This window comes from Pseudomonas sp. PP3, from assembly GCF_905336995.1.
GTDB classification, from domain to species: domain Bacteria; phylum Pseudomonadota; class Gammaproteobacteria; order Pseudomonadales; family Pseudomonadaceae; genus Aquipseudomonas; species Aquipseudomonas reinekei.
Window position 1 is genome coordinate 3,132,269 of record NZ_HG995459.1, and the last position, 17,635, is coordinate 3,149,903.

Here is a 17,635-nt window from a genome sequence, read left to right on the forward strand (position 1 = left end):
GGCTCAGCCAACGCACGTTGATCACAATGCGGCTGGCGGTGTATCCCGTACCCACTGCCAAAACAGTTGATAACCGACCGCCAGTATCACCGGGCCAATGAACAAACCAATGATGCCGCTGGTGACCATGCCACCCAGCGCGCCAATCAACACCACCGGCATCGGCACGTCCACACCACGCCCCAGCAGCAATGGCTTGAGCACGTTGTCCACCAGGCCGGCAACGAACACGAAAATGGCGAACACAATGGTGACGGTGCTGGGGCCTTCGGTGGCGAAGACATAGGCAATCACCGGCACGGTGATCAGCGTCGCCGGCAGTTGCATGATGCCCAGCAACAGCACCGCCAGTGCCAGCAGGCCAGCGCCGGGAACGCCCTTCAGGACAAAGCCGAGCCCGACCAGGAGCATTTGAATGAAGGCGATACCCACCACGCCAAGCGCTACCGCACGGATGGTTGCCGTGCACAAGGCCGCGATGCTGGGGCCTCTGTCCGGCCCGCTGATCCGCGAGGCAATCTGTACCGAAGCACGGCTGCCGGCTTCACCGTAGGCCATGAAAATCCCGGCGATGATCAACGAAAAGATAAAGGTCAGGAAACCCATGCCGACACCGGCCAGTTTGCCCAGCAAGCCGAGGCTGAAGCCTTTGATTTGCGGGATGTATTTGGCTGTAAGCCCGGGAAGATCGGTGGCCGCCTGTTGCCACAGCGCATACACCTTGTCGCCGATCAGTGGCCATTGCGCCACAGACTCCGCCGGCGCCGGAATACGCACCCCCTCCTCCTTGACGACGCTCATCGCGCCTTCCACGGAGTCGGCAATCGACGTGCCCAACAGATAGATCGGCACCATGAGAATGATGATCGCCACCAGCACGATCACCGTCGCAATGCGGCCGTCCTTGTGCCCCAATGGCCCTCTGAGTCGCTGTTGCAGCGGATACAACGTGATCGCCAGGATCACCGACCACAGCATCAAGTCACGGAACGGGCTGAATATCTCGAAACAGAACAACACCAGCACAACAATCAGTCCGGCGCGGATCAGCACATCCAGCAATCCGCGGGACAAGGCCTTCTCTGACAGCGGTATAGGCACCATGGAAATCTCCTTACAGTGCACTGCGAAGGTAGGAAGTCGTTTGCCCAGCATAGACGCACATCGGCAAACGTGATGCTCGTGTAAGCGTCAATATTCAGCACAGGAAAATGGCGGAAGGTAGCCGGAGTCGAACCTGCCCGGGAACGGATGCCGTCCCCAACCGGGTTTGAAGCCCGGCCGCGCCACCGGGCGCGATTACCTTCCTTGAATTCAGTGCCCGGATTGCCGGGCCAAGGCGTTGTCCAGGCGTATCTGGCGGCGATCGCCAAAGCGCCTTGTCAGGCCGAGCCGGTCGAAGTATTCGAGAATCTGGATGCTGCGCTTGCGGCCCAGCCCCACGGCATCACGAAACGCCGAAACCTGTATCACCGGATTATCATCGGCCAGTTGCAACAGCATAGCCGCCAAACGCTGGATCGTTGCGTCGGGATAAAACAGGTCACGGACCACCTGATGCGCCAACCCGAGCCTGGCCATCTTGCGCAGCAACGAACGCACAGCCACCTCGTCGTGGCCTAGCTCGCGTACCCACGGCGGATCAAAGCCCGCCGCGTCGAACAGCGGTTGCAGTTGCTGCCACAGCGCTTCATCCGCCTCGCTCAGACGCACCTGATGTTCTGGCAAATGCAACCATGCCCCGTTGGCGGCAATCGCACCCTTGGCGAGTAGAAGGTCGAGCAGACTCATGAACGTTGAGCGTTCAAGCGCGCTCCCGGTGAAACGGCGCAAGCGATCGCGGTCCGGCCCCATTTGATCCGGTTCCAATTGGTGAAAGCGCGCCAGGTGCTGCAACAGTTCATCCTGCAACGTTTGCCACCGCAGGCTACTGAACAACACCGGCGCCTGCCGGGTTTCAATCAGGCACACGTCTTCAGGCAGTAACCAATTCGCTCGCGGGTGATTGAACTGACGTTCCAGGCGTTGCGGATCGAGCCCGGTTTCGCTGTTGGCCAGCAACGCCGACAGCACGTCTTCCAGGCGACTGCTCGCCGCCAACGCCTGTAGCTGGGCCAAGCGCTCCGGGCTACGGCGATGTCGGCTCGGGGCGAACGGATCGAGGACGCGGCCACCGCCCAGGGTTCGTTGAGCACTCTGGTCGCGCAGGATCAGCGGATCATCCTTCACCGCCTGCACCGGTGAATTGAGCAGGATCTGCGCGATCATCCGCTCGCCCGGTGCCAGGGTCGCCCCCTCCAGCAGCGCCACGCGGCCGGTGACATCTTGCGTACCGATGTGCACGTGAACCGGCTGAAAATGTTCAAACGCGCGCGACTCACCGGGCAGTAATTGAAAGTCGATGTCCAGGCGTTGAGTCGGCGCGTACAGCCACTCTGCCGCGAGCCACTGACCTCGATGTATCTGCTCCAGCGCCAGGCGTTCACCGCTGAGGTTCAACGCCACACGCTGCCCGGCACTCGCGACTTCAGCGGCCTGGTTCTGCGCATGCAGGCCGCGCACGCGCACGGATTTGCCGAGCGGGCCGAGGACCAACGTATCGCCCACCGCAACCTGCCCGGACACGGCCGTGCCGGTGACCACGATACCGGCGCCAGCCACGCTGAATGCGCGATCGATAGAGAGCCGGAACCCCCCCTCGAGACGGCGTTGTTCGACCTCGTGCTGAGCTTGCAGCAGCGCCTCACGCAAGGTGTCGACGCCCTGCCCGGTTACGCTCGACAGCGCAATCAATGGCGCAGCGGCGTAAGGCCCGGGTGCCAGCAATGCAGTGACTTGCTCGCGCACGGCGTCCACTTGGGGTGGCTCGACCCGGTCGCACTTGGTGATCGCCACAACGGCACGAGGAATACCCAGCAGCTCGACAATCGCCAGATGCTCTCGTGTCTGCGGCATCACGCCGTCATCGGCGGCCACCACCAGCAACACCAGATCAATGCCTTGCGCCCCGGCCAGCATGTTGTGGGTGAAGCGCTCGTGCCCCGGCACGTCGATGAAACCGGTCAGGGGCGCGCCTGGCTCCAGCTCGGCGTAGAGATAGCCGAGGTCGATGGTCATACCGCGCTCGCGCTCTTCCCGGCGCCGATCACCCGCCTGGCCGGTCAAGGCCTGCAGCAACGCTGTCTTGCCGTGGTCGATGTGCCCCGCCGTGCCGACAATCACCCTGCCCGGCCCTCCACCTTCAATTGATCGAGCTGCGCCAGCCATGCCGGTTCGTCGTCGAGTTGCCGCAAGTCCAGCCACAGCGCGTCGTCATCGATGCGGCCAAGCACCGGAATCGGCAACCCTCGCAGTGCCGACTCCAGCGCCAGCAGCGATCGGCCCCGCAGGCGTTTGCTGGTGTTGGGGCGCAAGCACAACGCAGCGCTTGGCAAACGCGCCACCGGTTGGCTGCCACTGCCGATCATGCCCTGCGCCGGCAACGCGCTGACGCTCCAGCCTTCGCCCAATTGTCTGGCCAAGGTTGATTGCAGGCGTTGGGCCTGAGCAAGGATGTCGGCCTGTGGTCGGGTCAGCAGGCGCAGGCTGGGCAGACGTTCGGCCAGACGGTCCGGATTACGGTACAGGCCGAGCACCGCTTCAAGGGCGGCGAGGGTCAGCTTGTCGACGCGCAAGGCGCGTTTGAGCGGGTTCTTCTTGATTTTACCGATCAGTTCCTTGCGCCCGACAATCAACCCGGCTTGCGGGCCACCGAGCAATTTGTCGCCGCTGAAGGTGACGATATCCGCGCCATCAAGCAGTGCCTGGTGCACCGTCGGCTCAGCGGGCAAACCCCATCGGGTCAAATCCAGCAGGCTGCCGCTGCCGAGGTCTTCGAGCAGCGGCAAACCGTGCTGATGCGCCAGTTGCGCCAGCTCGGCGGTCGGTACGCAGGTGGTGAAGCCTTGAATGCTGTAGTTGCTCGCGTGCACCCGCATGATCAAACCGCTGCGCGGTCCGATGGCGGCTTCATAGTCGCGGGCGTGGGTGCGGTTGGTGGTGCCGACTTCATGCAGTTTGACCCCGGCACGGGCCATGATGTCGGGGATGCGAAAGGCTCCGCCGATTTCGATCAGCTCGCCCCGGGAGATGATGCCTTCCTTGCGTGCACCCAGGCTGTTAAGGCTCAGCAGCACGGCGGCGGCATTGTTGTTGACCACGGTCACCGCTTCGGCGCCGGTCAGTTCGCGGATCAAGCCTTCGATCAGATCGTCGCGGTCCCCGCGCTTGCCACTGTCAAGGTCGAACTCCAGATTCAGTGGATAGCGCGCAGCCATTTGCACCGCTTCTATCGCCTCATCCGGTAACAATGCCCGCCCAAGGTTGGTATGCAGCACCGTGCCGGTGAGGTTGAACACCCGGCGCACATGGCTGCGGTGTTGAACCTGCAGACGTTCGCCCACACGACCCGCCAGCACTTCAGGGCTGACTTCAATCGCCTGGACCAAACCCTGTTGCACGGCTTCGCGCAATTCATCGAGTAACTGCCGCAACGTCTTCAGCAACGCGTCGCGCCCATAGCGCTCGGCCAAAGGCTGACACGCCGGATGACGCAACAGGCTGTCGATGGAAGGCAAACGCAGGTGGGGGCTGGCACCGCTGGCGGACATCTGGCACTCCTGAAATCGAAAGACCGTCGCGCCAGAGTGTAGACGCTGTGGTCATTCGTCTCCGGGAGCCAGCAACAGATTCGGCGCCAGACGCTGGTAGCCGTCCTGGGCCAGGCGCATGTCCAGCATCAGGCTGCCGAGATCCGCCGACAACGCTTCAGCGGCCGCATCATTTTCCAGGTAGATCAATTTCAGATAACTGTTGCAGCCGGGGCACACCTCGGCGCGCAGCGGTGCCTGATTGGCGGCGTGGCGATCGTCTTCCAGGCTCAGGTATTCCAGGCCTTTGCTCTGCTCGCAATACACGCATTTAACCCGCACCACATGCCACTCGCAGGCACACAACGAACAGACCAGATAGCGCAAACCGTTGTGTTTGCCGCGATTGCGGATCACCCCGGCCATGGCCGGCGAACCGCAACACGGGCACTGGCTGAGGCTGTCACCGGGCTTGAGTTGCAGGTTGGGCGTGCTCAACAGCCAATGGCTCCAGGCCGCTTGCAGGGCGGCGCCGAGAAACGGCACCAACGCCGCCGGCACCAGTGAATATTGGCCGCTGACCAGCGCCACAGCCCAGGCACGACGTTGGCCGGAGCTGGCTGCGCGCAACGTTGCCAACGCCTCGATCACGGCCGGTTGAGCGGGCGGCGCGTAACGCTGCAACAACGCGTCCAGATACGGTTGCCAGTCGTCCTCGCGGGTCAGGCTGTCGGCGGCGAACGGTGGCAAGCCATGTTGCTGGCACAGTTCGATGCGCTGCATGTCCAGTGGTGCACCTGGCGGCGGGTCGTCCAGAAGCTGTTGCTGTACCCGGCACAAGCCTGCGATCAACCACAGGTAATCGGCCAACGGATGATCCACGGCCAGTAGCTCAAGGCGTTGTGCACGCAGGCTGAACAGATTAGGTGGCGGCAGGTACAGAAACGGCGGCGAACTGGCCGCCGCTTCGATTTGTCCGGGTTCAAGAATGGTTGGCAAGGGTCAGCCCTTTTTAGTGATCGGTCGCTCGGGAGTTTCGTCGCGCGGCGCGTCCTGCGTCACTTGGCGATACCAGAGTTCGTGGTGTTTCTTCGCCCAGGCGCGGCTGACCCAGCCGTGCATCATGGCGCTCACCGAACCCTTGATCCAGATGCCGGCGTAGATGTGCACGATGATGCTCAGGATCAGCACAAAACCCGCCACCGCGTGCAGCAGCATGGCCCAGCGAATGCTGGTAATGCCGAAGTACTCACTGAAATAAGCACGCCAGATCACCAGGCCGCTGAACAGCAACACCAGCATGCACAGCAGTAAAGTCCAGAACAGCAGCTTCTGCCCGGCGTTGTATTTGCCCACCGGAGGAACCTCTTCCTCATTGTTGGCCATCACTCGATTGATGCGCTTCAGCCACAGCCGATCATTGCCAATGAAAAAGTTGGCGCGCCAGAAGCTGAACACCAGACCGAGGAAAAACACGAACATGAGCACGCCCATGAAGGGGTGCAGGATGCGCGTCCACGGGCCGCCGCCGAACAGGTTGGTCAGCCAGAACATGGCCGGATGGAACAACGCGAGTCCGGACAGGCCGGCCATGAGGAACAGAATCGCCACCAGCCAGTGATTGGTACGCTGGTTACTGGTGTAGCGCAGGATCGTCTTGTTCATGGCCTGCCCTCCCCGCGTGGATCAAAGGTGTGCACCGCCGGATCGACCTGATGCACCGACGTATCCGGCGGTTGCGGGTGCTCGTCTTCCTCGACCCGGTTCGGTCCGATACGCACATAGTGGAAGAACCCGGCCAGCACCGCCGCGCCCATGGCGAGTAGCGCCAGGGGTTTGCTGATGCCTTTCCACAACCCCACCAACGGACTGATTGCCGGATGATTGGGTAACCCGGCATACAGCCTTGGTGTGTCGGCGTGGTGCAGCACGTACATCACGTGGGTGCCGCCGACCCCCTCGGGGTCGTACAGGCCGGCATTGTCAAAGCCGCGACTTTTCAGGTCGACGATGCGCTCGGCGGCGTGTTCCTTCATGTCTTCCTTGGTGCCGAACACGATGGCACCGGTCGGACAGGTTTTCACGCAGGCCGGCTCCAGCCCTACCGAGACCCGGTCCGAACACAGCGTGCACTTGTAGGCTTTGTGGTCTTTTTGCGAGATGCGCGGAATGTTGAACGGGCAACCGGTGATGCAATAGCCGCAACCAATGCAATGGTCTTGGTCGAAGTCGACGATGCCGTTGGCGTGCTTGATGATCGCCCCGGGGCTAGGGCATGCCGCCAGGCAACCGGGCTCGGCGCAATGCATGCAACCGTCCTTGCGAATCAGCCATTCCAGGTTGCCGGCATCGGTTTCATGCTCGGTGAAGCGCATCAGCGTCCAGGTGTCGGCGGTCAGGTCATGGGGGTTGTCGTAGGTGCCAAGGTTGTGACCAACCTCATCACGCAGCTCGTTCCATTCCGAGCAGGCAACCTGGCAGGCCTTGCAGCCGATGCATTTGGTGGTGTCGATCAGCTTGGCGACTTCCTCCACGCCGCGCACCGACGGCGCGGGTGTGGTGGTGGCCGAGCGGGCAATGATGTCTTGGCTGGCCATTTAGACTTTCTCCACGTTGACCAGGAATGACTTGGATTCCGGGGTCTGTGTGTTGCCATCGCCGAGGAACGGCACCAGGGTGTTGGTCAGGTAACCGTGACGCGTGAGGCCGGTAAACCCCCAGTGCAGCGGGATGCCGATCTGATGCACCACCTGATTGTTGACCTGCAGCGGCCGAATCCGCTTGGTCACCACCGCCACTGCTTCGATAAAGCCGCGCTTGCTGCTGACCCGCACCCGATCACCGGCAACAATGCCTTTCTCCTTGGCCAGCACTTCGCCGATTTCCACAAACTGCTCAGGCTGGGTAATCGCATTGAGCTTGCAGTGCTTGCTCCAGAAGTGGAAATGCTCGGTCAGCCGGTAACTGGTGGCGGCATACGGGTAGTCCTTGGCCACGCCAAGTGTGTCCCACACCGAATCGAAGATCCGCGCCGCCGGGTTGCTGGTGGCTTTTTTGTTGTTCGGGTGCAACGGGTTGATGCCGATCGGCGTTTCGAACGGTTCGTAATGCTCGGGGAATGGCCCCTCGTTCATCTTGTCGACGGCGAAGAACCGCGCCACGCCCTCGGGGTTCATGATGAACGGATTCATCCCGGCTTCCGGCGGCACATCCGCCTTGTAGTCCGGCACATCGGTACCGCCCCAGGCCTTGCCGTTCCACCACACCAGGCGTTTATTCGGGTCCCATGGCTTGCCTTGCAAGTCGGAGGAAGCGCGGTTGTAGAGAATCCGCCGGTTGGCCGGCCAGGCCCACGCCCAGCCTTGATGCTGATGCATGCCGAACGGGTCGTTGTTGTCGCGGCGGGCCATCTGGTTGCCCATTTCCGTCCAGCTGCCACAGAAAATCCAGCAACCGGACGCGGTGCTGCCGTCGTCCTTCAGTTGGCCGAAACCGGCCAGTTGCGCATTCGCCTTGATCGCCGCGCCAGTGGCGTCGGTGAAGTCGATGGTGGCTGATCCGTTGATTTCCTTGGCCAGTTCCTCCGGCGAAGGTTCGTCGGCAATCTTGTACGGCCACGACAGTTTGAGCAGCGGATCGGGGAACTTGCCGCCATTGGCCTGGTAACGCTGGCGCAGACGCAGAAACAGTTCACTCATGATGCGCACGTCGGTGCGCGCCTCGCCGGGGCCGTCGGCGCCTTTCCAGTGCCATTGCAGCCAGCGACTGCTGTTGACCAGCGAACCGTCCTCCTCGGCAAAACAGGTGGTGGGCAGGCGAATCACTTCAGTCTGGATCTCGGCGCTGTTGACGTCGTTAAACGGCCCGACCTTTTGCCAGAACTCAGACGTTTCAGTCGCCAGCGGGTCCATCACCACCAGCCACTTGAGCTTGGCCAGCGCCGCCATGACCCGGTTTTTATCGGGCAACGCGGCGATGGGGTTGAAACCCTGGCACATGTAGCCGTTGACCTTGCCCTGGCCCATCAGATCGAACACCTTGAGGATGTCGTACTGCGGGATGTCAAGTTTCGGCAAATAGTCGTAAGCCCAGTTGTTTTCAACCGTGGCGTTGGCGCCGTACCACGACTTCATCAAGCTCACGTGGAACTTGCTGTAGTTCTGCCAGTAGGACAACTGCCCCGGCCGCAACGGCGTTTGCGTGCGTTTGGTAATGAAGGCTGCGTATTCCTGCTCGGCGTCGCCGGGCAACGTCAGGTAACCGGGCAGCGAGTTGGACAGCAGGCCAAGGTCCGTCAGGCCCTGGATATTGGAGTGCCCGCGCAAGGCATTGACGCCCCCGCCCGGCATGCCGACATTGCCCAGCAGCAATTGCACCATGGCCGCGCTGCGGATGATTTGCGCGCCGATAGAATGCTGGGTCCAGCCCAAGGCATAGAGGATGGTCATGGTCTTGCCCGGTTGCGAGCAAGTGGCGATTTCCTCCCAGATTTTCTGCATGGCATCGACCGGCATACCGCAAATCTGGCTCGCCAGTTCGATGTTGTAGCGGCTGTAGTGCTGCTTCATCAATTGATAGACGCACCGCGGGTCTTGCAAGGTTGGATCAACCTTGACGAAGCCGTCTTCGCCGAGCTCATAGCCCCAGCCGGACTTGTCGGTGTACAGACGCTTGGCCGCATCATAGCCACTGAAAATACCGTCTTCGAAGCCATAGCCGGCTTTGACGATGAAGGACACGTCGGTGTAGTTGCGCACGTATTCGTGCTGGATCTTGTCCTCGGTCAGCAGGTAATTGATCAGCCCGCCCATGAAGGCGATGTCGGTGCCGGTGCGAATGGGAGCGTAATAGTCGGCCACCGAGGCGGTCCGGGTAAAACGCGGATCGACCACGATCAAGCGCGCTTTATTGTGCGCCTTGGCCTCAGTCACCCATTTGAAGCCGCACGGATGCGCTTCTGCTGCGTTGCCGCCCATCACCAGAACCAGATTCGCGTTGGCGATATCGGTCCAGTGGTTGGTCATGGCACCACGGCCGTACGTCGGGGCAAGACTTGCCACCGTCGGGCCGTGTCAGACACGCGCCTGGTTATCAAACCCCAGCATGCCGAGACTGCGAATGACCTTGTGGGTGATGTAACCCGCTTCGTTGGACGCCGCCGATGCCGCGAGGAAACCGGTGGTCACCCAGCGATTCACCGTTTGGCCGTTGGCATTCTTCTCGATGAAGTTGGCGTCGCGGTCGGCCTTCATCAGGTCGGCAACGCGATCGAGCGCTTCATCCCAGGAGATTCGCGTCCACTCCGTGCTGCCGGGCTTGCGCACCTGCGGGTATTGCAGGCGACCGGGGCTGTGTATGAAGTCCAGCAGGCCTGCGCCTTTGGGGCACAGGGTGCCGCGGTTGACCGGGTGGTCAGCGTCACCTTCGATGTGGATGATGTTTTGCGCAACGTTCTTCGCTGCATCGCCCTGGCTGTACATGATCAACCCACAACCGACCGAGCAATACGGGCAGGTGTTGCGGGTTTCACGGGTGTGGGCAAGCTTGAAGTGGCGCACCTGCTCGGCGAAGGCCTGCGTCGGGGCCATGCCCAACGCGCCCAGGCTCGAGCCCGCAAGGCCGATACCAGCGACCTTGAAGAACTGACGACGGCTGAGGTCCATCGTGCACTCCTGATCAGGTGGAAATCCGGTGCGTTGCCGGATTCTTCTGGACAAACACGGTTGCGGCAGCCGGGCTGCCGACATCTGCATTCTAGACAAGGCTGTCGAAATCACCATGACAGCCGACCGTTGGACACACGCGGTCATCAACCCAACCACACGCTCGCTCCCACAGGGATTGGCGATTATCATGGCGATCATCACCCACCCGCTGTTACGAGACCGCGCATGACTTTCGATTTTGATCAGGTGTTCGACCGCCACAACACCGGCAGCACCAAATGGAGCCGCTACCCGGCCGACGTGTTGCCGATGTGGGTTGCCGACATGGATTTCGCTGCGCCGCCAATGATCATCCAGGCCCTGCAAAAACGGCTGGAACACCCGATGGTCGGCTACAGCGTGGCGCCGGACAGTCTGCGCGAGGCCATCGTTGCCGATGTGTGGAACAAGTACGCCTGGCGTATCGAGCCACAAGAGCTGATCTTCCTTCCGGGTGTCGAATCGGGCGTCAACATGGCCCTCAAGGCCTTGGTCCAGCCGCCACAGAACGTGGTCGTGCAAGTGCCGAACTACCCGCCGCTGCGCCATGCACCGGGGCATTGGGGCCTGAACAAGGTCGAGTTGAATTTCGACCCGCAACCCGACGGCACCTACACCACGCCACTGGCTGCCTTGAGCCAGTCGTTGCAAGGTGGCGGCGCCCTGCTGCTGAGCAACCCGCACAATCCGCTGGGCAAGGCGTTTCCCCGTTCCGAACTGCAAGCGATCGCCGACCTCTGCCTGGAGCACGACGCCTGGATCATCTCAGACGAGATCCACGCCGAATTGTGCTTCGACGGCCGCCAGCACGTCCCGATGGCTTCCCTCAGCCCGCAAATTGCCCAGCGCACCATCACGCTGATGTCGGCGAGCAAGGCCTATAACATCGCCGGGCTGAAAACCTCGTTCATGATCATTCAGGATCGCCACCTGCGCGAGAAGGTCAACCACGCCCGCTGCGGCATGGTCGACAGCGTCAATCCGCTGGGCATGGAAGCCACTCGTGTCGCCTACAGCGAAGCCGGGCCCTGGCTGGCCGCGCTGAAGGACTACCTGCAAAGCAACCGTGATTATCTGGTCGACGCCGTGCGCACGCGCCTGCCGGGCATCACCATGAACGTGCCGCAAAGCACGTATCTGGCCTGGCTCGATTGCACGGCGCTGGGGCTGGACAACCCGCACCAGTTCTTCCTCGAACAAGCCAAGGTCGGTTTGAGCCCAGGCCTGGACTTCGGTGATGACGGCCAGCAATTCGTGCGCCTGAACTTCGGCTGCCCACGGTCACTGCTGGAAGAAGGCATTGCGCGGATGGAGCGCAGTTTGCGGCACCTCAAGGGCTGATATGGCCTAAGGCAATCGTTATCCCTGTGGGAGCGGGCTTGCCCGCCCACAGTGTTTTGCGTACAGCAAGACATCTGAAATCCAAGCGAACTCCAGCCAAAGCCCCACAGTCAACCCCGAACACGACCCGCTGTTCGGAGATTGATGATGAACGACTACCCAAAACCACCCTTCCCCAAGCAACAACAACCCGTCCCCGGCTCTCAACGCAAAATGGACCCCTACCCGGACTGCGGCGAGCAAAGCTACAAAGGCTCGGGGCGTTTGGAGGGCAAGATCGCGCTGATCACCGGTGGTGACAGCGGCATCGGCCGCGCGGTGGCGATTGCCTTCGCCCGTGAAGGCGCGGACGTGGCCATCGCCTACCTCGATGAACAGGAAGACGCGCAAGAAACCGCCCGTTGGGTCGAACAGGCCGGCCGCCAATGCCTGCTGCTGCCCGGCGACCTGGCGCACAAGGTGCATTGCCAGGCACTGGTAGAGAAAACCGTTGAGCGCTTCGGGCGCATCGATGTGCTGGTCAACAACGCCGCGTTCCAGATGACCCACGAAACCCTCGAAGAGATCCCCGACGAAGAATGGGTGATGACCTTCGACGTCAACATCACCGCCATCTTCAGGATTTGTCAGGCCGCGTTGAAACACATGCAGCCGGGCAGTTCGATCATCAACACCAGTTCAGTCAACTCGGACTTCCCTAACCCGACACTGCTGGCATACGCCACGACCAAGGGCGCCATTGCCAACTTTTCCGCCGGCCTTGCCCAGATGCTGGGGCCGAAGAACATCCGGGTAAACAGCGTCGCCCCCGGTCCGATCTGGACACCGCTGATCGTTTCCACCATGCCCGAGGAAACCGTGCAGAACTTCGGCGCCAACACCCCCCTTGGCCGTCCGGGTCAGCCCGTGGAAGTGGCGCCGATCTATGTGTTGCTGGCCTCAGATGAAGGCAGCTACATCACCGGCCAGCGCTTTGGCGTGACCGGCGGTAAACCGATCCTTTGAGCTGCCGCGGAAAAAAATGAACCCGTGGACATTGGCTGCGCTCAACACTTTATAGGGCCCTCCACTGGCGGGCCTTTCGATATCTGGAGGTCGCCATGTCCGCACCTATCGTCAAGCTGTTTACCCAACCCAACTTCGCCTGGACGGATATCCGCAAAGAGGAGGAAGCGCATCCACGCCATTACCTGGCCCATTTGCTGTTACTCGCCCTGATCCCGCCGGTGTGTCTGTTCATCGGGACCACCTACGTCGGCTGGAGCCTGGCGGAAAACGAAACGGTCAAACTCAGCGCCGCCAGTGCGCTGCAACTCTGCGTACTGCTTTACATCAGCACTCTGGTGGGCGTCGCATTGATGGGGCTGTTCATTCGCTGGATGTCGCGCACCTTCGATTCACGGCCCACCGTCAACCAATGCATCGGTTTCGCTGCCTACACCGTCACCCCGTTTTTCCTCGCCGGCCTTGCGGGGCTGTACCCGAGCCGCTGGCTGGCCATTCTGGTGCTAGGCGCAGCGTCGGCATACTCGACCTTCCTGCTGTTCGTGGGTTTGCCGACGTTCATGCATGAGCGCAAGGAACAGGGCCTGCTCAACGCTGCTTGCGTCTGGGGTGTCGGGCTGCTGGTGCTGGTCACGATTCTGGTGGAAATGATCCTGGTGTGGTTCAACGTCCTGACGCCTGAGTATTTACGCGCCACAGTCGGTTGATTAACCAGGCCATGAGCTTCATCGCCTGGGTCGCCGTGCTGGGTGCCGTGCTGCTGACGCTGGCGCTCACCTCGTCGTACCTGCGCTGGATGCCGGTGACCACCTCGGCGGTTTGCCTGGTGCTGGGCGTGGCCATCGGGCCGGCGGGGCTCGGCTGGCTCAGGCTGGATATCAAAGACGCATCGTTCTGGATGGAGCACCTGACTGAAGTCGCGGTGCTCTTTTCTTTGTTCGTCTGCGGACTCAAGTTGCGGCTGCCGCTCAAGGATCGCAAATGGCGCGTGGCGTACGGGCTCGCGGGACCGGTGATGCTCCTGAGCATCACCGGCGTGTGCCTGTTGTTGCATTTTGCCTTCGACCTGGCCTGGGGGCCGTCGCTGCTGATCGGCGCCATACTGGCGCCGACCGACCCGGTACTGGCTTCGCTGGTTCAGGTCAATGATGCCAAGGATGACGACCCAGTCCGCTTTGGGCTCTCTGGTGAAGCCGGCCTGAACGACGGGATCGCGTTTCCCTTTGTCATTCTCGGTCTGTTGTTCATTCAACAGGGCGAAGCCTCTTCAACGGCCTGGCTCGATGACTGGGCGCTCAAACGGCTGTTGTGGGCAGTGCCTGCGGGCTTGCTGGTCGGCTATTTCATGGGCCGTGGCATCGGGCGCCTGACCTTGTCGATGCGCATCAGAAACGCCGACAGCACGCTCTCCCCCAACGATTACCTGACCTTCGCGCTGATCGCACTGGCTTATGTCGCGGCTGAGGCGGTTCACGGCTATGGGTTTCTCTCGGTATTCGCCGCAGCGCTGGGCTTGCGCGGTGCCGAGGTCAAGTCCACGGGAAATGCCCAGCCACCGGCGGAACATCTGGTGCAAGCGGTGGTTGGCCACCAGAACGTTGAGCCCGACGCTGCGGTGCATGGCGATGTGGAGCATTTGCAAGACACACAGGTTGCCGCCGGGATTATGATCGGCGACATGCTGTCGTTTGGCAGCCTGGTGGAACGGGCCATGGAAGTGTTTTTGGTGACGCTGCTCGGCGTCGTGCTGATGGAACACTGGGACTGGCGCGCCCTCGCCATCGGCGGCGTATTGTTTTGCCTGATTCGCCCCATGAGCGTGATGCTCATTCCATGGGGTGGTTTGCTCGACGGTCGGCAACGACTGCTGATCGGCTGGTTCGGCATTCGCGGGATCGGCAGCTTATTTTACCTGTTCTATGTTCTCAACCATGGGTTGGCCCCCTCGGTGGCGACCCTGTGTACTGACCTGACGCTCTCCGTGGTGGCGCTGAGCATTCTGGTCCACGGCATCAGCACCCAACCTGTCCTCGCCCGTTATGCGCAGCGTAAAAAGCCAAACGTTGATCCGCGAACTGCATGAGTCAATTTTCCAACTCATGCACCCTGCATGACCTCTTTTCGCCAGCATTTAACGTATGTCTCTGATATTGCGGTGATTTGCCGGCCAATCAAAAACGGCACGACAAATGCTCAAGTCCCATGAGCGAATTTCGGCATCGAGACCGATCGCGCCCCACCCATCCGTGACGACTTGAGAGACCTCACCATGAACGCCATAGACCTGTTGAAAGCCGATCATGAACGCGTGAAAGGCATCCTGAGCCAACTGAGCGAATCCACCGAACGCGGTGTTAAAAAACGCACTGAGTTACTCGCCAAGCTGGAAATGGAAATTTCCATCCACACCCGCCTGGAAGAAGAAGTCTTGTACCCGGCCTATAAAAAAGCTGGCGGCAAAGAACAGGACGTCATGTATTACGAAGCCAAGGAAGAACACCGCACCGTTGATTCACTGGTGTTGCCGGACCTGAAAGTCACTGATCCGTCGACCCCCGAATTCGCCGGTCGCGTCAAAGTGGTCAAAGAGTTACTTGAACACCACATCGAGGAAGAGGAGACAGAGATGTTTCCTCAGGCGAAAAAACTGCTCGGCAAAGCTGAACTGGAAGCGCTTGGAGCGCAAATGGAAACGCTGAAAGCTCAACTGAAGAAAGAGCTCGGTTCGCCTAACATGGCTGCTTGACGAAAACCTGTGGCGAGGGAGCAAGCTCCCTCGCCACAAGAACAGCTGTAATTCGCAATTACTTCATTGCCGACGCAATGATCTCCACCAGGTTGAGTTGGGTAAACGGCTTCGACAACCTTGGCAACCCGGCCTCAAAATTTTCAAGACGCTCTGCATACCCGGTGGCCAGGATAATCGGCATGTCCGGTTTGAGCCTACGGATGGCATCCGCCAGTTGCGCGCCACTCATCTGCGGCATCGCCATATCGGTGATGACCAGGTCGATGGCTTGATCGCCTTCCAACATCTCCAGTGCTTGTACGCCCGATGTCGCCGCGATCACCCGATGGCCGAGATCCTCAAGCAACAAACAGGTGCTGGTCAGCACCAGACTATCGTCATCCACCACCAGCACGCTCAGCCGAGGCACCTCCGGCGTGACCGGCTCATCGATAACAGCGTTGCGGGGCGCGTTACTGCTCGCGACGGGCAACCATAGCTCTGCGGTTGTTCCGTGGTCCTTCTTGCTTTTGAGGACGAACCGCCCTCCCAATTGCTCGATAAAACCGTGGACCATCGATAACCCCAGCCCGGTACCTTTGCCCAGCCCCTTTGTCGTGAAAAACGGGTCCATTGCCGATGCCAGCGTCGCGTCATCCATGCCCTCTCCCGTATCGGTGACAGACAGGCACACATACTGACCAGCCGCCATAGGTGGTCGAACGTCATCACAAACGTCTTCTGTCCGGGTACTGATAACGATTTTTCCACCGTGAGGCATGGCATCACGGGCATTGGTTGCCAGGTTCAGTACGGCCAACTCAAGCTGGTTGACGTCGGCCAGCACCGGTTCGAGCGCTGGGGGAAAACGGGTCTCGAGGATCACTGAAGGCCCGAGCGAGCTGCGCAACAGCCCGGAGATACCTTGCACCAGTGCCGGTATCTCGACGGGTTCGGATTTGAGCTCCTGACGTCTGGCAAAGGCCAGCATGCGCTGGGTCAGGGAGACGCCTCGCAAGGCGCCCTGAGTGGCGTTGTCGAGCAGCCGGGTAATTTTCGGGTCGTCTGTAATTCGCTTACGGACGATTTCCAGATTACCGAGGATAACGGTCAGCAAGTTGTTGAAGTCGTGGGCGATACCGCCGCTGAGCTGGCCGATAGCCTGCATCTTCTGCGCCTGGAACAGCGCTTCACGGGTTTGTTCCAGGGCTTGCTGCGCTTGCGTGACCTCAGTGATATCGCGGGTGATCTTGGCAAACCCGAGCAAGGTGCCCGTCTCGCCCCAGATCGGGTCCACCACCACATGAGCGAAGAAACGGGTGCCGTCCTTGCGCACGCGCCAGCCTTTGTTTTCAAACCGGCCCTCACGCACAGCGATATCGAGAGTTCGTTGGGGTTCGCCGGCCACGCGGTCTTCAGGGGTGTAGAACATCGAAAAATGCTGGCCGATGACCTCTTCGGGCGCATAGCCCTTGATGCGCTGAGCGCCCGGGTTCCAGTTGGTCAGGCGTCCATCCGGGGCAAGCATGTAGATCGCGTAGTCGGTGACACTTTGCACCAGCAGGCGGAATTGTTGTTCGCTTTGCTTGAGGACTTCCTCCGCCATCTTACGGTCGGTCAAATCCCGCGTGATCTTGGCAAAACCGAGCAATTGGCCCGAAGGGTCGTATATCGGGTCGATCACCACGTGGGACCAGAAATGCGTGCCGTCCTTGCGCACACGCCAGCCCTCGCCTTCGAAACGCCCCTCGCGGATCGCCGTGTCCAGGGCCTTTTGCGGCTTGCCGACACGGCGATCGTCATCGGTGTAAAAGCGCGAAAAGTGCTGACCGATGATCTCGGCTTCTTCATACCCTTTAAAACGCCGCGCACCAGCATTCCAGCTGATGATGATGCCGTCGGGATCAATCATGTAAATCGCGTAGTCAATCACCGCATCGATCAACAAACGAAAGCGCTTGTCCTCGAAAGCCGTGGTATGGGTTTGATCTTCGCTCATTGATCCCTCTGTGTTGGTTTATGTGGGGAGTATGCGACAAACCAGAAATTTGGAAAGGCGTAAAACCACCAAACGAGCGGTTAACGGTAAACGTACTTCACGATGTAGGCATACAGGTCGTTATAGACAAAATCAGGTACCTCCCTGGCATGGGTTCCGGTCTTGAGCAACGACTGGTGACATTCCTTGACCCTGTATTTCGGTGCTTCTGACATCGCTCGACTTCCTT

At 60.6% G+C, this 17,635-nt stretch carries 13 protein-coding genes, 1 tRNA gene and 1 pseudogene; 5 read left to right on the forward strand and 10 right to left on the reverse strand.

Going from position 1 to position 17,635, the window contains the following annotated elements; all coding sequences use genetic code 11:
* Positions 1 to 21: 21 nt before the first annotated feature.
* The 8 genes from KHO07_RS14280 to fdnG form a co-directional block, all read right to left on the reverse strand.
* The gene (locus tag KHO07_RS14280; RefSeq protein ID WP_212627547.1) at positions 22 to 1,104 is read right to left on the reverse strand and encodes an AI-2E family transporter; all 1,083 of its coding nucleotides are present in this window, start codon (positions 1,102 to 1,104) and stop codon (positions 22 to 24) included.
* Between the two features lie 108 nt (positions 1,105 to 1,212).
* A tRNA-Sec gene (locus KHO07_RS14285) sits at positions 1,213 to 1,308 on the reverse strand.
* 6 nt (positions 1,309 to 1,314) lie between these two features.
* Complete coding sequence (gene selB / locus KHO07_RS14290) at positions 1,315 to 3,222, reverse strand: selenocysteine-specific translation elongation factor (RefSeq protein ID WP_212627634.1); 1,908 nt, start codon at positions 3,220 to 3,222, stop codon at positions 1,315 to 1,317.
* Positions 3,219 to 4,649: an L-seryl-tRNA(Sec) selenium transferase gene (gene selA / locus KHO07_RS14295; protein ID WP_212627548.1), complete on the reverse strand. Its 1,431-nt coding sequence runs from the start codon at positions 4,647 to 4,649 to the stop codon at positions 3,219 to 3,221. The genes selB and selA overlap by 4 nt, the downstream gene beginning before the upstream one ends.
* Before the next feature lie 51 nt (positions 4,650 to 4,700).
* Positions 4,701 to 5,627, reverse strand: a complete 927-nt coding sequence (fdhE, locus tag KHO07_RS14300) for a formate dehydrogenase accessory protein FdhE (protein ID WP_212627549.1) — start codon at positions 5,625 to 5,627, stop codon at positions 4,701 to 4,703.
* Positions 5,628 to 5,630: 3 nt separating this feature from the next.
* Positions 5,631 to 6,293, reverse strand: a complete 663-nt coding sequence (locus KHO07_RS14305; protein WP_212627550.1) for a formate dehydrogenase subunit gamma — start codon at positions 6,291 to 6,293, stop codon at positions 5,631 to 5,633.
* Entirely contained in the window at positions 6,290 to 7,225 is a 936-nt protein-coding gene (gene fdxH, locus KHO07_RS14310; RefSeq protein ID WP_212627551.1) for a formate dehydrogenase subunit beta, read from the reverse strand. The genes KHO07_RS14305 and fdxH overlap by 4 nt, the downstream gene beginning before the upstream one ends.
* A complete protein-coding gene (fdnG, locus tag KHO07_RS14315) occupies positions 7,226 to 10,291 on the reverse strand; it encodes a formate dehydrogenase-N subunit alpha (RefSeq protein ID WP_150732891.1) in 3,066 nt (1,021 codons plus the stop codon).
* A 228-nt stretch (positions 10,292 to 10,519) separates the two neighbouring features.
* Here fdnG and KHO07_RS14320 point away from each other — a divergent pair, with 228 nt between their 5' ends.
* The 5 genes from KHO07_RS14320 (at position 10,520) to KHO07_RS14340 (ending at position 15,425) form a co-directional block, all read left to right on the forward strand.
* Positions 10,520 to 11,674: a PatB family C-S lyase gene (locus KHO07_RS14320; protein ID WP_212627552.1), complete on the forward strand. Its 1,155-nt coding sequence runs from the start codon at positions 10,520 to 10,522 to the stop codon at positions 11,672 to 11,674.
* A 147-nt stretch (positions 11,675 to 11,821) separates the two neighbouring features.
* Positions 11,822 to 12,679 (forward strand): SDR family oxidoreductase, encoded by an 858-nt coding sequence (locus KHO07_RS14325; RefSeq protein ID WP_212627553.1) that lies wholly within the window; start codon positions 11,822 to 11,824, stop codon positions 12,677 to 12,679.
* A gap of 95 nt (positions 12,680 to 12,774) precedes the next feature.
* Positions 12,775 to 13,386 (forward strand): Yip1 family protein, encoded by a 612-nt coding sequence (locus tag KHO07_RS14330; protein ID WP_212627554.1) that lies wholly within the window; start codon positions 12,775 to 12,777, stop codon positions 13,384 to 13,386.
* Positions 13,387 to 13,397: 11 nt separating this feature from the next.
* A complete protein-coding gene (locus tag KHO07_RS14335; protein ID WP_212627555.1) occupies positions 13,398 to 14,762 on the forward strand; it encodes a sodium:proton antiporter in 1,365 nt (454 codons plus the stop codon).
* A gap of 186 nt (positions 14,763 to 14,948) precedes the next feature.
* The gene (locus KHO07_RS14340) at positions 14,949 to 15,425 is read left to right on the forward strand and encodes a hemerythrin domain-containing protein (protein ID WP_150732888.1); all 477 of its coding nucleotides are present in this window, start codon (positions 14,949 to 14,951) and stop codon (positions 15,423 to 15,425) included.
* Between the two features lie 58 nt (positions 15,426 to 15,483).
* Here KHO07_RS14340 and KHO07_RS14345 read toward each other — a convergent pair whose 3' ends face one another.
* Together KHO07_RS14345 and KHO07_RS14350 are read right to left on the reverse strand one after the other, a co-directional pair.
* The gene (locus tag KHO07_RS14345; protein WP_212627556.1) at positions 15,484 to 17,406 is read right to left on the reverse strand and encodes a PAS domain-containing sensor histidine kinase; all 1,923 of its coding nucleotides are present in this window, start codon (positions 17,404 to 17,406) and stop codon (positions 15,484 to 15,486) included.
* 80 nt (positions 17,407 to 17,486) lie between these two features.
* Positions 17,487 to 17,597: pseudogene (locus KHO07_RS14350) on the reverse strand (Zeta toxin); the annotation flags it as partial.
* Between the last annotated feature and the right edge of the window lie 38 nt (positions 17,598 to 17,635).

Bases quoted from the DNA above. Each gene is read 5' to 3' on its own strand.
- KHO07_RS14340 (WP_150732888.1), top strand. From the start codon at position 14,949: ATGAACGCCATAGACCTGTTGAAAGCCGATCATGAACGCGTGAAAGGC.
- fdxH (WP_212627551.1), bottom strand. From the start codon at position 7,225: ATGGCCAGCCAAGACATCATTGCCCGCTCGGCCACCACCACACCCGCG.
- KHO07_RS14330 (WP_212627554.1), top strand. From the start codon at position 12,775: ATGTCCGCACCTATCGTCAAGCTGTTTACCCAACCCAACTTCGCCTGG.
- KHO07_RS14305 (WP_212627550.1), bottom strand. From the start codon at position 6,293: ATGAACAAGACGATCCTGCGCTACACCAGTAACCAGCGTACCAATCAC.
- KHO07_RS14345 (WP_212627556.1), bottom strand. From the start codon at position 17,406: ATGAGCGAAGATCAAACCCATACCACGGCTTTCGAGGACAAGCGCTTT.
- KHO07_RS14280 (WP_212627547.1), bottom strand. From the start codon at position 1,104: ATGGTGCCTATACCGCTGTCAGAGAAGGCCTTGTCCCGCGGATTGCTG.
- KHO07_RS14320 (WP_212627552.1), top strand. From the start codon at position 10,520: ATGACTTTCGATTTTGATCAGGTGTTCGACCGCCACAACACCGGCAGC.
- KHO07_RS14335 (WP_212627555.1), top strand. From the start codon at position 13,398: ATGAGCTTCATCGCCTGGGTCGCCGTGCTGGGTGCCGTGCTGCTGACG.
- KHO07_RS14325 (WP_212627553.1), top strand. From the start codon at position 11,822: ATGAACGACTACCCAAAACCACCCTTCCCCAAGCAACAACAACCCGTC.
- selA (WP_212627548.1), bottom strand. From the start codon at position 4,649: ATGTCCGCCAGCGGTGCCAGCCCCCACCTGCGTTTGCCTTCCATCGAC.